Raw genomic sequence first — 12798 nt, forward strand, 5'->3', positions numbered from 1 at the left:
GAACAATGTTAGAAAAATTAAAAGAAGAAGTTTACAAAGCAAATATGGACCTGCCGAAATATGGGCTGGTGACATTTACCTGGGGAAATGTCAGTGGCATCGACCGTGAGAAAGGACTTTTTGTAATTAAACCAAGCGGTGTGGATTACGATAAGCTCAAACCGGAAGATATGGTTGTTGTTGACCTTCAGGGAAATAAAGTAGAAGGCGAATACAATCCGTCCTCTGACACCGCAACACATGTTGTACTGTACAATGCATTTCCGAACATCGGTGGAATCGTACATACACATTCTTCCTGGGCAACAAGCTGGGCACAGGCAGGAAGAGGCATTCCATGCTATGGAACCACACATGCAGACTACATCTATGGAGAAGTACCTTGTGTGCGAAACCTCACAAAAGAAGAAATCGACGAGGCATATGAGAAAAATACAGGAGTGCTGATTGCTGATTACTTTAAGGACAAAGATTACGAGGCAGTTCCTGCAGTACTCTGCAAAAACCACGGACCATTCACCTGGGGCAAAGATGCTCATGAGGCAGTACATAATGCAGTTGTACTTGAGGAAGTTGCCAAAATGGCATCTCGCTGTGAACTTATCAATCCGCAGGTAAAACCGGCACCACAGGAACTTCAGGATAAACATTATTACAGAAAGCACGGCGCAAACGCTTATTACGGGCAGATTGTAAAATAACAATTGCAAATAAAGACACTTTTTTAAACAAACAAGGTTCTTCACACTTGAAGAACCTTGTTGTATTATGTTATTATTAAGAAGAAAACGAGAAGGGATATACAGCAGTTTGCACAAAGAAATTTGCTGTATAAAAGAAAAACATTTAGGAGGTTTTTACAATGACTAAGTATTACGCAGCAGTAGACATGGGAGCATCCAGTGGACGTCTGATCCTTGGACACATGGAGAATGGCAGAATGGAGCTCGAGGAGATTCATCGTTTTGAGAATGGTATGGTCAAGAAGGATGGAGAACTCTGCTGGGAATTTGACCGTATTTTCAAAGAAATCGTTGCAGGTCTCAAGAAATGTAAAGAGATTGGCAAGATTCCGGTAAGCATGGGCGTTGATACCTGGGGTGTTGACTTCGTTCTTCTTGATAAAGATGACAAGGTACTTGGTAACACAGTTGGATACCGTGACCATCGTACAGAGGGAATGGATGAGGAAGTTTACAAGTTAATTCCGGTTGAAGAACTGTATGCAAGAACAGGTATCCAGAAAGCTATTTACAATACGATATACCAGCTGATGGCAGTTAAGACAAAACATCCGGAATATCTGGAGCAGGCAGAAACTCTTCTTCATGTACCGGATTACTTCCACTTCCTTCTGACAGGACAGAAGACCTGTGAGTACACAGAGGCTACAACAGGCCAGATGGTAAATGCACAGACAAAAGACTGGGATTATGAGATCATCGACAAACTGGGATATCCGAGAAGAATTTTCCAGAAACTGATCATGCCTGGCACAAGTGTAGGACATCTGACAGAAGAACTTCAGAAAGAAGTCGGCTTTGACGTAGAAGTTGTCGCACCGGCAACACATGATACAGGATCCGCAGTCCTTGCAGTACCGGCAAACGATGATGATTTTATCTATATCAGTTCCGGAACATGGTCCCTGATGGGAATCGAAAGAAAAACTCCGGACTGTTCACCAAAGAGCTGCGAACTGAACTTCACAAACGAGGGTGGATATGCAGGACGCTTCCGTTATATCAAGAACATCATGGGTCTGTGGATGATCCAGTCTGTTCGTCATGAAGTAAATGACAAGTACAGTTTTGCAGAGATCTGTGCTATGGCAGAAGAAGCAAAGGATTTTCCATCCAGAGTAGATGCAAATGACGAGTGTTTCCTTTCTCCGGAAAATATGACAGAAGAAGTAAAGGACTACTGCCGCAGAACAGGACAGCAGGTTCCGGAGACAATGGGTGAGATTGCAACTGTTATTTACACCAGTCTTGCTGAGTGCTATGCAAAAGCAGCAAAAGAACTGGAAGAACTTACAGGAAGAACTTACAGCCGTATCCATGTAGTTGGTGGTGGTTCCAATGCGGGATATCTGAATGAACTTACAGCAAAGGCAACAGGTAAAGAAGTTCATGCAGGTCCTGGAGAAGCAACTGCGATCGGAAATATCACTGCACAGATGATCAAGGAAGGCGAATTTAAATCTGTTGAAGAGGCTCGTACAACCATTCATGAGTCTTTCGGAATCAAGATTTTCAAAGCCTGAGAGATTATAGCTGGAGACTTTTTACCCAATCATCCTGTTATTGAGCTATATGCACCTGGAATAAGGTGAGTATATACATTAATAAAATAAATTGGAGGTTTTATTATGTTAGTAAACACAAAAGCAAGAGTCGGCGTATTTTCTATTGCTTTAGGAGCATACCTGCCTCAGTTCCCGTCACTGGTACCTGAGTTTGAAGCTCAGTATGAGGCATTCAAAAAAACAATCCCTGATACAGTAGAGATCATCGATGGAGGAATGGTAACAACAAAAGAGCAGTCTATGGAAGCCGGAGATAAATTCCGTGCTGCAGACGTTGATATCGTATTTCTTCAGATGCTGACCTATGCGACATCCTACAATATGCTCCCTGCAATCCGTGATCTTGATGTTCCGGTTGTTCTTGTGAACGTTCAGAAGCTCAAAGCACTGGATTATGATCACACAGATATCGCTGCATGGCTTGGTGAAGGATATGCCTGCGGTGCTGTAGGTGAAGCAGTTGCCGATCTGGAAAGAGCAGGCAAGAGACATGCTGTTATTACAGGTGTAGTTGAGGGTGGAGATCCGGCTGTTCAGGCAGAGATCGAAGACTGGTGCAAGGCTGCACAGGTAAGAAGAAGATTCCGCGATACCAATATCGCTCAGATCGGAAGACCTTATCCGGGTATGATGGACCTTTACATCGATGAGACAAACCTGTACAACAGAATGTTCCTGTACACCAAACAGTTTGACTGGGAAAAAATGTGGGCGATCGCTGATGATATCACAGATGAAGAAGCAATCCGTGCAAAAGCACAGGATATTCTTGATACTTTTGATATTGAGGACGGCGGCACAATCGAAAAAGTATGGGATATGGCAAAATACGTTGTTGCATTCGAGAAATGGGTAAAAGACGAACATCTCAGCATGGTTGCTTCACATTATGACGGATTTGCACAGGGCAAGGCAGGTGTCCTTGACAGTATGCTGATCCCGGCCTTCTCCATGCTGATCAAACAGGGTACAGCATGCGCTGTTGAAGGTGACATGAAGGTTGCTATGGCAATGAGCATTCTCAAGACCATTTCCGGTACAGGCCAGCTTTCTGAGATGTACTCCATCGACTTCAACGATGATATCTGCATCATCGGACATTCCGGAAGCGGAGATGCTGATATCTCTGATAAGAAACCTACTATGAAGATCGTGCCGGTATTCCACGGTAAAACAGGCGGTGGATACCTGACACAGTTCTATCCATACACAGGTCCTGTTACTTATCTTGCAATCACACAGGATGCTGACGGACACTTCAAATTCGTTGTAGCAGAAGGTATAAATGAAGAAGGACCGATCCTTTCCTTCGGTGATACCAACATGAGAACACGTTTCACATGCGGCGCAAGAGAATTCGTAAACCGCTGGAGCGAAGCTGGCCCGACACATCATATGGCAGCTGCTACAGGAAGACATATCGACACGATTCTGAAGGTTGCAAAGATCTTCAACATTCCGGTTGATATCGTAACAAGATAACAAAAACCATCTATATTTGAAACACATATTCATATTCAAAAAAAGAGAGAGACTGTGCAGATGTACAGCCTCTCTTTTTTAAAATCATTTTTTGTGCATCAACGTATGCTCCTTCGACAACTCTCCATGAAGCTTCAACGAACTCCAGTGCTGCGTAACCGGTGTAAGCACTGCTTTCAGATCCACCGGAGCCAGCCCGTTTCTGTGGAAAAATCCCAGAAAATCTGTCTGTTGTTCCTGCGAAAAGTTATGCATCACGAGCATTTCGTCAGAAAAATTGCCGCCAAGATTAAACTGCGGCGAAGGAGAGAAGCCAGTCAGTCCAAAAAGATATCCCAGTGGATGAAGATAATCCGTTACAGGAACTGTTTTGCAGGAAATCCCTGCAATATTAAGATATCGGCTGATCTGTCTGGTTCGTTCATCTTCTTTAAAGTTATACATTAAAATCTGTGCATCTGTTTTCATTGAAATTTTCACTTCCTTATAGAATTGTTGGCTGGCGGAATCTGGTAACTGTTCAGCAGGTGGTATTTCTGATAGCAGGAATATGAATCTCTACTTCCGTACCGCCGCCGGGATTGTTGGAATAAGTGAGACCATAATCAGTACCGTAAAGGATCTGCAGTCTCCGGTGGGTGTTGTAAACTGCAATATTTGTGCCGCCGGAGGAACTGCTGCCCTCACCGGAAAGAATGCTGGAAAGTTTGTCGGGTGAAATTCCAACACCGTCATCCGAGATCAGGAGAACAATGGAAGAATCTTCAAGCCAGCCTGTAAGAACAATTGTTCCGGCTTTGTCGTCTTTTTCCAGAATTCCATGGAGAACGGCATTTTCGATGAGTGGCTGCAGGGTAAGCTTTGGAATCTGATATTCCATCAGCTCATCAGGAATGTCAGAAACAAATTCAATGCTGTTGTGATATCTCATATTCTGAATCTCAAGGTAGATTGTAGCATGTTCTGTTTCCTGGGCAATTGTGCTGATACTCTGTTTTCTGCTTAAAGTAAGTTTATAAAAACGTGAAAGGCTCTGCACCGCGCTGGAAACTTCGGCTGTCCGTCCCTGCTGGGCAAGCCAGTTGATCATGTCCATCGTATTGTAAAGAAAATGTGGATTAATCTGTGCCTGGAGCGAGTGGAATTCTGCAAGTCGAAGTTCCTCGGCGGCTTTTGCCTGCTCAGACATCAGCTGATCCATTTTGCGTGTCATGTAGTTCATGTAGTTGTAGGTGTCGATCAGATCACCGATCTCATCATGGTAGGTGGGACTTTCCATAGGACTTAGGGTGCCTTTTCGGACCTTGCTCATCTGGTGGATAACAGAAGAGATCCGGTTGGTAATAGATCGGGACATATAATGAGCCAGGATGAGTGCCAGTACAAGAAAGGCAAGATACATCAGGATATACTGGACCATGATCATATTACTCTGAGTGATCAGCGGACCGGCAGGGAGAACTGTGACCATAAACCATCCGGGCTGTTTGATATTATAAAATCCGGCATAAACAGTGGTGTCCAGGATCGTTCTTTCAATAAAGTTATTGGAGGACATGAAAGAGTCTTCAATACTGTCATAATCCAGAAGATAAATTCCTGACTGTGACTGATCGGAAGAAGCAACGATCGCATTTCGGTCATTGATAATATAGGAAACACTTCCATCAACAGTAAGATTATCTTTGAGCAGATCTGTAAAGTTATCAGATGAGGTATATGCCGCAATATAGGCACGATATGCATGGCCCTGAAAATAAAAAGTGGTCGAAGTAATGTAGGCCATATCTCCATAGGATTTTTTTTCACGATCACCAAGATAAAAGGAAGGACAGAAAAGAGAGGAAACGGAGGTACCCTGAAAGATCCCATACCAGTAAGTACCTTTTGCCTTGCTCATCGGAGAAAAATAATCCCTGGTCAGTTCATCCTGAAAAAGCCGCACAGAAGTAGGAAAATCCATATAGATCTGAAGACCGGAAATTTTGCCGGAAGAGATCAGAGATTTGGTATATTCCTGAAACTCCTGAATTTCCTCTGTGTTTTCAAACATACGAAATGGGGAATTCACAGGCTGGTGAAACAGAGTCTGAAAAAAATCCTGGTCGGTGATCCTGTCGTGGGCATCAATGACCTGCTGTACAAGATCTTCAACGATAGGTGCTGTTTTTGCAGAAATATCCTGTTCCTGCCGGATCGTATAGGATACGACCATATCATAAAGCTTGCCATAGAAGAAACATGCCATCATGATGACAGGAACAGTTACTGTGATCATCAGGATCAGAGTGAATTTTGAAGCAAGTTTCATATCTCCGTAATTCTGACGGACTTTTGAAAAAAAATGATTCATTGCAGATTACGCTCCCTGTATTCGGAGGGTGAAAACCCTGTATATTTCTTGAAACTTTTTCCAAAATAATTCCCGTCGCTGTAGCCTACCTGTGAAGAAATATCAGAGATCTTGAAGCGTGCATCTTTGAGAAGCTGTTTGGCTTTTTCCATTCTGTATTCCGTCAGATACTGATTCAGAGTCTGTCCGGTTTCGTTCTTAAAGAAAGTACATACATAAGATGTGGACAGGAATACGTGACTGCTGATATCTTTGACAGACAGAGTTTCATTCATATAATTTTTGCTGATATATTCCCTGATCAGAAAAATAGTAGGGTTTTCCTGAGAACAGTCAGAAACTTTCTTAAAAAAATCTTCTGTTTTATCAACAAGAGTCTGGTGAAGTTCACCGAAGGTAAAACATCTGTCGATTGTTTCCGCAACAGTTTCCGGATTGCCGGAACCTGGAATCTTCTGCTGATGACGTGCATCCTCCAGACAGAGAAAAAGCTTGTAGTACAGGTCTTTGACCGGATTCTGAAGAAATTTGCAGTTGTTGGAAAAACTTTGGAGAAGCTTTTCCAGCAGAGCGGATGCGGCATTCTGATCAATATTCGACAGTGCCTCGGCAAATACGGAGGCAGGTGATGAGGCAAAAATATTATTCTGAATATTTGGAAGCTCAGAATCCTCATCAGAAGTAAGCAGGGTATTTTCCGGAAAGAAATAACTGTTCTGCAGAAGGATGACAGCAGATGTATAGGTCTGATAAGCCCTGGAAACACTGCAGACAGTGTCTCCGCGGGCCATGGAATATCTTCCGAATTCCGCAAAGTGTTCCATCAGAAAACTTCCGGCATGAGTCAGGATCTGGCGGGAAGGCGGAGTCTGTGAAAAAAGAAAATACACCATATATTGAAACTTCTTTTCGAGATAGACGCAGGTAATATGGTAAGGATTCAGAAAATCCTGGAACTTTTGAAACAGATCAGCCATGGATGGCGTGGAAGCTTCCAGAAATAATTCGGTCTTTACAATAAAAGCAGTAAAAAAAGTAGAAGAATTCATTGTAAACTGCAGTTCATCAGAAAGCTGACGGATCACAGAGTTATCCTGTGAATATGGAAGAGTAAGCTGCAGGGCAAGCCGTGATGCGGTTTCCATGGAATGAAGCGTCTCTCCATGGCGGGAATTGACTTTTCGGATATAGAGATCCCTTGCCTCACGGATGGCATCCTCGATCTCAGAGAGCCGGAAAGGCTTCTCGATGTAATTGACGGCTTTCAGCTTGATCGCAGCTTTGAGATATTCCTTGTCAGAGTATCCGCTCATAAAGATCGGGACGGTATCAGGAAGAATTTTCCAGCATAGTGATTCCGTCCATGCGCGGCATGCGGACATCGCATAATATGATCTCCGGCCTGTGAAGCTGTGCAGTTTCCAGACCATGCACACCGTCGTCTGCCTGAAGCACCTCGCTGATTCCAAGTGAAGCCCAGTCAATCGAAGAGATCACACCGGTACGGGTAAGTTCTTCGTCATCAACAATCAGTAGTTTCATAATATTCTCCTTGGTATTTGTAAAAAAAGAAAATTGTTTATTATGATAAGATTGTTTCCATATGAAAACAATCCCCAAAACAGTTTAGCATATTTTATACAAGATTACGAGAAAAAATGAAAGATGTTTTGTGCAGATAAGTGGAAAATATTTTACCTTGATTCAAAATATTTTCCCGTTTCCTAAAAAAATAACCAATGCTACAATAAATACAGATTTAAAGAAAAGGGAGGAAAGAGCCGTGTCTGAATATGTTCTTGAACTTAAAGGCATAACAAAGATTTTCCCGGGCGTTAAGGCACTGAACAATGTACAGTTCCAGTTAAAACCTGGCGAAGTTCACGCACTTATGGGTGAAAACGGTGCTGGTAAATCTACAGACCAGACAGCAGCTCTTCTTCAGAACTACCCAGATCTGAAAGTTATCTGCGCACCTACAACAGTTGGTATCGCTGCAGCAGCTAAATACCTTCAGGACAACGAATCTTCCTGCAAACTGACAGGTCTTGGACTTCCGTCCGAAATGGTTGAGTACACAGGTGATGACGATGCACATTCCTGCCCATACTTCTATCTGTGGGATATGGAAGGTCTTGGAAAACTTTCCGCATATGCAACAATGGCACTTGTAAAAGGTGACATCACTGGTGCAGTTGACGAAACATTCACAGCTGGCGATATGGGTGAATACACAATCACAACAGCTGATGACGAAGGAACAGAAATCGTTCTTGGTGAGCCACTTCAGTTTACACCAGACAACGTAGCTGACTACGCTAAACTGTACTAATCAGCGCGTTTGGAGAAGCTAAAGTTTTTCTGAATATGATAAATCCTTAAAGGACAGGGCGGAACCGTAAGGCTTCGCCCTGTCTGCGTTGTACGGGAGCCGGGAGATATTGCAATCGTCATAAGTTACGTGTTAGAATATAAAAAAGCAGGGAACAGCAAAAGTAACGATCAGAAAGCAGGAAGATACCATATGCAGCAGGCTTTATTGGACCATTTAAGAAAAATCACAGAGGAAGAACAGCGGATCCTGGACGGAGTCGCGGAGGTAGATAAGGATCTGTACACCTCTGGTAAGGATTTTACCGTGGACAGTGCCAAGATGCTCAGCGAGGGCAAGCTGATCGCGGTCAGGACACATACGCGGTTCGTGCATTTTCCGTCGCACCGCCATAACTTTATCGAGGTGCTTTATGTCTGTCAGGGACAGCTTACCAATATCATTGGCGGCAAGGAAGTGGTGCTCCGCCAGGGCGAACTGCTTTTTCTGAACCAGTTTACAAGGCATGAGATCCTGCCGGCGGGAGAAGAAGATATCGCGATCAATTTCATGATCCTTCCGGAGTTTTTTGATGTGGCTTATACGATGGCGGGGAATAACAATGTGCTGGCGGATTTTCTGGTAAATGTGCTCCGGCAGGATGATGAGCGCGGCGAATACCTTCATTTCAAGGTGGCAGAAGTGCTGCAGATCCAGAATCTTCTGGAAAATATGATCTACTCACTGGTGACAGGCAAGGGCGATCAGAATCGGATCAATCAGACGACGATGGGGCTTATCTTTCTATATCTTCTGGAATCGGTGCAGTATGCGGAAATGCGGCTTCCGAACCAGTATGAAAATATGATCTCCATGACGACACTGGATTATATCGAGCAGCAGTACAGGACGGCGACCCTGACAGAACTCTGCGAACAGCTTCATCTTCCGATGCATGTACTGAGTAAGATGATCAGGAAAAACACCGGTTTTAACTTCAAAGAACTGCTTCAGCGCAAGCGTCTGAGCAAGGCGGCAGAGCTGATGTGTGAGACGGACCTGCCAATCAGTGATGTGATCGCGGCGGTCGGCTACGAGAATGGAAGTTATTTTCACCGGGTATTTAAAGAACGTTATAATATGACGCCACGGGCGTTTCGCGTGGCAAATAAAAAAAGTGAAAAGGTACGGCTGTAGACCATATCTTTTCACTTTTTTTATTTCGCGCTGTTGGCGAGGTTTTTGACAAGTTCAATGTCGGACTGTCTGACTTTGAGATTGGTTTCGATCTTTTTGCCGGTCGGTGTGGTCACTTTGATCTCGATGATGGTATCTGGTGTGATCGCAGCACCTGCGGCCTGAAGAAATTTAGGAAATTTGGGATGATTTCTGGTAAAAGCAGCCCAGGAATTTTTTAACTGAAATAAGCCTCCGAAATTCATATGGTTCCTCCTGTTCGATTAATTCTGAAAATGGATCTTTTCGCCCTGAATGACAGGATAACAGATAAGTGTCCGGCTGTCCAGATTTTCCCGTTTCATGTCAACTGCGGTGATCTGATGATTTTCGTAAGTGGTGTAGTAGTAGATGCCCTTGGTGGCATTGCAGCAGGATGTGTAGAGTGTGATCTCATATTTGCCGTCTGCAACTTCACAGCAGCCTCTCTGCTGGTCAACGGAGCCAAGGATATGGAAAAACTGGCTGACGCTTTCCAGTTCGGAATCGCCGGATCTTGCGTTCATTCTGGTAAAGGCGACTCGGACAAAGCGGGAAGCAGAAGAAAGGTCGCCCGGAAGTCCGAGTGCCCCCATGCCGCGGCTGTAGGCGGAAAGTGCCAGATCGTCAGCAAAAGTATTGGCAGGCTGTTTTGGCGACAGATGCATGTAGTTGTTTAACTGGAACATCTGCTGTGGAAATGGTGGATTGTTGGTGAGGACACCCACCGGATTGTCGTAGATATGAAGCCCGTCGGACATGGATTCCACGGTGATGGATTCCTCCTTGTCGGAGATGATCCAGTGGAGCTGTGCCAGTGGAAACTGTTTGCTGAACGGTGTGTTTACCAGGTTCATTCTGGCCAGAAGTGTGCGGACTTCTGCGACGGAAGCGCACTGGCTGAGAATCCACGGGATGAATTCAAACTGTGCAATGTTGTCAAGCCCTGGCTTTACGTCTGCATAGGCGGCGTTTCCGACGAAATTCAGTCCTGCCATGCCGAGCCCTTTCTCGTTGATGGCGTCGTAATACAGCGGGTAATTCTCAGCAACATGTGCCATGCCGATGATCGCAAAGTGCGTATCGATCACTCCTGCATGACGGAAATGAAAAGGGTAATTCCGCGGCGTGATCGTGATCTGGTCGCCGTAGGAAAACTCATAATCGAGAGTCCTTCCGAAATAAAAATCTCTGGTTTTGTAAGTGGCAGCAGTACACATAAAAAATCTCCTTATCAGAAATCGAAATCAGCGTAGTCTTCTGGAAGGAAGCGGTGGTAGATGATGTGGCATCCTTCGTCTTTGAAACAATAGTAATAAGTGTCGTCTGGTTTGTCTCCAAAGCGGATCAGGCGGTCGAATTCCCCGTTGTCCATTTCTTCTGTAATGACATTATCAGAATGAGTATGGAACAGATCCAGGATTTCATCCATGGTACAGCCATGTCTGCCGACCAGATTGACAAGCTCCTTGATAAATTCATTTCCGGCAGTGTTATTATGCACATAGACAGTGCCCTGCTGTGGAATATGGAAACAGAAGCGGTCGCCCTTGTGGGAAACCTCAATGTCTCCGAGTTTGTCTGTAATAGAAGCAGGAAGCACTTCAAGACGTGCCTGCATCTCATCAGCAGTGTCAGCAGCATCAAAGAAGTGATTCAGAGAAGAAAGCGGATAGTACAGACGGATATCCTCCCTAAAAAATCCAAGCTTCGCCTGCTCTTCTTTGATGATGTCGATTAAATTTCTTTCAAGTTTATCATAACCCATGATGGGACCTCCTAAACAAGTTAATTCACTGCAACATATTGTACCAGATTCTCACCGAGATTACCAGACCGGCAGAAGAAAATAGTTATAAAAAACAACCATTTCAGTTACTGTTCAAGGGTTAGCTGGACTTAAGAAGACCGATGGTGTAAACTGGTAATAGTTAGAGCCATCGGTCTTCTTTATCCAAATATCCTGGACACTCTGTCAAATATATTTGCCGGTTCTTCCCGGCGCATCAAAACAAGCATGCTCATGCATTGACAGAGGTAATCGATGCTTTCGAAACTTCTGAATGTCACGGCCTGCGCCTGTTTCCGCTTATAATTCCGCAAAAGCCTTTCGGCTTCGTTATTCGTGGCAGGTACCCGGAGATCATGCAGGAACAGCAGATGGTTCCGCATGTATTTCTCCATTCTCAGGAATAGATTGTACCCGTCTCTGTAATAATCATTTGCCGGAATGTCCCCGTATTCTCTTCTGGCTGTTTCCAGTACTGCCTGGTATCTTTTTTCAAATCCGGAGATCGTCTTTGGATCCGGCTTATGGGGCAGCTGGATTCCATTTCGGAAATGGATCATTTCCTGTAGCAGTGAACGCATTTCTTTGTTCCAGATACGGTCCGGCTCATTCTCTATGCTGTCTTTCAGGTATCGCAGCACATGGGCAAGACATTCCTGGTGATCTGCTCCATAATTATAAAAAGTAACATCGTGATCGTGCACAAGGATCCCCTGATAATCCTCAGTGACCGTCCCTTTTATCCCTTCATGCCCTTTTTTCTCACGGGCAAAGTACAGGACTTTTCCATCCGGTACTGCACAGACGTATACATGACAGCTTTTTCCGTTTTCTTTCGCATTTGTACAGTCTGTATGCATGACGGGAGAAAGCAGCATATCTGCATATGTGGCCCTGCGTTCAGGCACAGTTTTTAAAGCAAACTCCCTGCTGAGTTTGCTTATCATCCCCTTGGAGATATTCAGTTTCCCGCCTGTCAGATCTGACAGGAATTTCCTGCTCTTGTCAATAGAAACACAGCAGTCATTGTTCAGAAGGAACAGGAATGCCCGGATACTTCCGTCATAATTCACTTCATCCACAACCCCGTCTGGAAATGCAGCATGCACCCGTTCACCTGTCTTTGTGTTGTAGTAAATATCTGCATGATATTCCACCACATTCAGGAGCACCTGGATGCCCATCATCTGTTTTATGATCGTTCTGCCGGTCTTTTTGAAATCACTGTCTTCCAGGACTTTTTCCGGTGCAGGAAGAAGGATAACCGGCTGTGTGGGTTCCTGTTTTTTTCTGCGGTGGCCGGGATGCCCCGGCTGACCGCCCGGTTTCCGTCCTGTTTT

At 44.4% G+C, this 12798-nt stretch carries 13 protein-coding genes; 5 read left to right on the forward strand and 8 right to left on the reverse strand.

The window, feature by feature from the left end; genetic code table 11:
• Window positions 1-5: 5 nt before the first annotated feature.
• From WMO75_RS11685 to WMO75_RS11695, 3 genes are all read left to right on the forward strand, one after another.
• Window positions 6-701 carry an L-ribulose-5-phosphate 4-epimerase gene (locus WMO75_RS11685; protein WP_022214484.1) on the forward strand — a complete coding sequence of 232 codons (696 nt, stop codon included), beginning with the start codon at window positions 6-8 and terminating at the stop codon, window positions 699-701.
• 161 nt (window positions 702-862) lie between these two features.
• On the forward strand, window positions 863-2266 hold the full coding sequence (gene rhaB / locus WMO75_RS11690) for a rhamnulokinase (RefSeq protein WP_022214483.1): 1404 nt from the start codon (window positions 863-865) through the stop codon (window positions 2264-2266).
• Between the two features lie 105 nt (window positions 2267-2371).
• Window positions 2372-3790, forward strand: coding sequence for an arabinose isomerase (locus tag WMO75_RS11695; protein ID WP_302700712.1), 1419 nt, complete (start codon window positions 2372-2374; stop codon window positions 3788-3790).
• A gap of 84 nt (window positions 3791-3874) precedes the next feature.
• On the opposite strand, the gene WMO75_RS11700 is transcribed toward WMO75_RS11695, so the two are convergent.
• The 4 genes from WMO75_RS11700 to WMO75_RS11715 are packed head-to-tail and all read right to left on the reverse strand — an operon-like array spanning window position 3875 to window position 7685.
• Window positions 3875-4258: a DUF3783 domain-containing protein gene (locus tag WMO75_RS11700; RefSeq protein WP_302700713.1), complete on the reverse strand. Its 384-nt coding sequence runs from the start codon at window positions 4256-4258 to the stop codon at window positions 3875-3877.
• Window positions 4259-4310: 52 nt separating this feature from the next.
• Window positions 4311-6143 carry a sensor histidine kinase gene (locus tag WMO75_RS11705; RefSeq protein WP_349078073.1) on the reverse strand — a complete coding sequence of 611 codons (1833 nt, stop codon included), beginning with the start codon at window positions 6141-6143 and terminating at the stop codon, window positions 4311-4313.
• Window positions 6140-7525, reverse strand: a complete 1386-nt coding sequence (locus WMO75_RS11710) for a helix-turn-helix domain-containing protein (protein WP_349078074.1) — start codon at window positions 7523-7525, stop codon at window positions 6140-6142. The genes WMO75_RS11705 and WMO75_RS11710 overlap by 4 nt, the downstream gene beginning before the upstream one ends.
• Complete coding sequence (locus tag WMO75_RS11715; protein WP_022214478.1) at window positions 7473-7685, reverse strand: response regulator; 213 nt, start codon at window positions 7683-7685, stop codon at window positions 7473-7475. The genes WMO75_RS11710 and WMO75_RS11715 overlap by 53 nt, the downstream gene beginning before the upstream one ends.
• Window positions 7686-7926: 241 nt before the next feature.
• On the opposite strand from WMO75_RS11715, the gene WMO75_RS11720 reads away from it, so the two are divergent.
• Together WMO75_RS11720 and WMO75_RS11725 are read left to right on the forward strand one after the other, a co-directional pair.
• On the forward strand, window positions 7927-8475 hold the full coding sequence (locus tag WMO75_RS11720; RefSeq protein WP_349078075.1) for a substrate-binding domain-containing protein: 549 nt from the start codon (window positions 7927-7929) through the stop codon (window positions 8473-8475).
• Window positions 8476-8667: 192 nt separating this feature from the next.
• A complete protein-coding gene (locus WMO75_RS11725; RefSeq protein ID WP_022214476.1) occupies window positions 8668-9651 on the forward strand; it encodes an AraC family transcriptional regulator in 984 nt (327 codons plus the stop codon).
• Window positions 9652-9671: 20 nt separating this feature from the next.
• Here the strand turns inward: WMO75_RS11725 and WMO75_RS11730 are convergent, their stop codons facing one another.
• The 4 genes from WMO75_RS11730 to WMO75_RS11745 form a co-directional block, all read right to left on the reverse strand.
• Complete coding sequence (locus WMO75_RS11730) at window positions 9672-9896, reverse strand: hypothetical protein (protein ID WP_022214475.1); 225 nt, start codon at window positions 9894-9896, stop codon at window positions 9672-9674.
• A gap of 18 nt (window positions 9897-9914) precedes the next feature.
• The gene (gene bsh, locus WMO75_RS11735; protein ID WP_022214474.1) at window positions 9915-10889 is read right to left on the reverse strand and encodes a choloylglycine hydrolase; all 975 of its coding nucleotides are present in this window, start codon (window positions 10887-10889) and stop codon (window positions 9915-9917) included.
• A gap of 14 nt (window positions 10890-10903) precedes the next feature.
• Window positions 10904-11437, reverse strand: a complete 534-nt coding sequence (locus WMO75_RS11740; RefSeq protein ID WP_022214473.1) for a DUF3877 family protein — start codon at window positions 11435-11437, stop codon at window positions 10904-10906.
• 182 nt (window positions 11438-11619) lie between these two features.
• A partial coding sequence (locus tag WMO75_RS11745; RefSeq protein WP_349078076.1) for an IS66 family transposase occupies window positions 11620-12798 on the reverse strand: 1179 nt, incomplete at its 5' end.

The organism is Blautia intestinihominis (genome assembly GCF_040096655.1).
Classification (GTDB): domain Bacteria; phylum Bacillota; class Clostridia; order Lachnospirales; family Lachnospiraceae; genus Blautia_A; species Blautia_A intestinihominis.